Source organism: Nonomuraea sp. NPDC001684 (genome assembly GCF_053596515.1).
In genome coordinates, this window is sequence record NZ_JBSFGJ010000852.1 from 1 (window position 1) to 1,533 (window position 1,533).

Annotated in this window: 1 protein-coding gene; it reads right to left on the reverse strand. The window is 66.4% G+C overall.

Going from position 1 to position 1,533, the window contains the following annotated elements:
- Nucleotides 1–13: 13 nt before the first annotated feature.
- Entirely contained in the window at nucleotides 14–1,408 is a 1,395-nt protein-coding gene (locus ACWCSD_RS52470) for an IS4 family transposase (RefSeq protein ID WP_397166833.1), read from the reverse strand.
- Between the last annotated feature and the right edge of the window lie 125 nt (nucleotides 1,409–1,533).

The window sequence follows — 1,533 nt, forward strand, 5'->3', positions numbered from 1 at the left end:
CAATGCCGGGAAGTTAAGGGCTTTGGGCTGCTGTCAACTGGTGTTCGGTGAGGATGTTGATGGTGGTGCTCGCGCGGTGGTTGGTGCGGTCGACGTGTCCTTTGGCCCGATGTTTGGAGATCGCGCGTTTGACGATGCGTGGGCTGATGCGTTCGCGGCGTTGTGGCAGGGGATCTTCAAGGAGAGCGCGTCCGATACGCCCGAGCAGGTCGATGGTGGTGTCGGCGAGGATGCCGGCGGCGTGGACGACTTGATCGCGGGCGGTGAGCAGGGCGATGGTGAAGCTGGCCCGGTCATCGGTGATGCCGGGATGGGATGCGGTGGCATCGGCCATCGCCAGCCGCAGGACCTGGTAGGCGGTGAGCAGAGCATAGATTTCCTGGTCGACGCCTGCCGGGGTCCGGGAGCGCAGGACGCGGCCGCCCAGAATGGTCGATTTCAGTTCGAGGTAGATCGTTTCGATCTCCCAGCGCTGGTGGTAGAGGACGACGAGGTCCCGGGCGGGGTATCGGTGCTGGTCGAGCAAGCTGGTGATGAGCCGGTAGTGGACGGTCCGCCGGTTGATACCGGACAGAGTGACGGTGATGTGGGCGTCGATGACCCGGATGGGGACTCCGCCCAGCACGCTGGTCCACGACCCATCCGTCAGGGTGGCCAGCCGGGGCAGGGCCCGGCTGTTCTTGCAGCGGATCAACAGGTCCGCCCCGGTGACGGCGATCGCCGTGACGAGGTCCTTGACCGCGAAGTTCCGGTCGCCCAGGAGCACCATCCCCGGCCGCAGAGCACCGAACAGGGAGGGCGCGTAGCTGGTCTCGCCGGTCTTGATCGGGCCGAAGGTCACCGCGAGCAGGGTACGAGTGCCGCAGACGACTACGGCCAGCAGTCGCAGGAGGGGATAGCCCGACCCGCCATGCGAGCCGCTTTGATGCCCGAACCGGGTCAGGTTCGCCGGGCTGTCGGGCACTGACATCGTGGTGCCGTCCATCGCGCAGACCAGCAGCCCCCGCCACCGCAGCGCGCCTGCCGGCGGGCCCGCCAGCAGCTCGAACAGCGCCTTCAACGGCGCTACCCCGACCCGGCGTCGTGCCTGCGCCAACGCCGAGGACGACGGCGGCGCTGCTGAAACGGCCAAACCCGACACGAGCCGGGCCCATACCTGCCGATACCCCATCCCGGCGAACAGGCCCGCTGCCAGCAGCAGATACACCATCACCCGCGACGGCAGCTCCCGTAGCCGCCGCTCGACCGCACCTGTGTCCGCCAGTACCTCATCGACCATCTCGAAAGGGATGATCTGGGTCAGCTCACCCAGATGACCTGGCGCGAACACCCCTGCCGCGGTGCGGGTGGTCGATGTGACCGTGCTGATGGCGGAGGCCAGGGCAGACCTGGCAGACTGTCGGCTCAACGGAGATCCAGTCTGTTACGGATGGTTGTGGAAGATCACCCGTTCTACTGGATCTCCGTTCTCATGTCCCAGGTTCGGCCGAACACCTTGACTCGACCGCCAGCCGTCTTAACTTCCCGGCATTG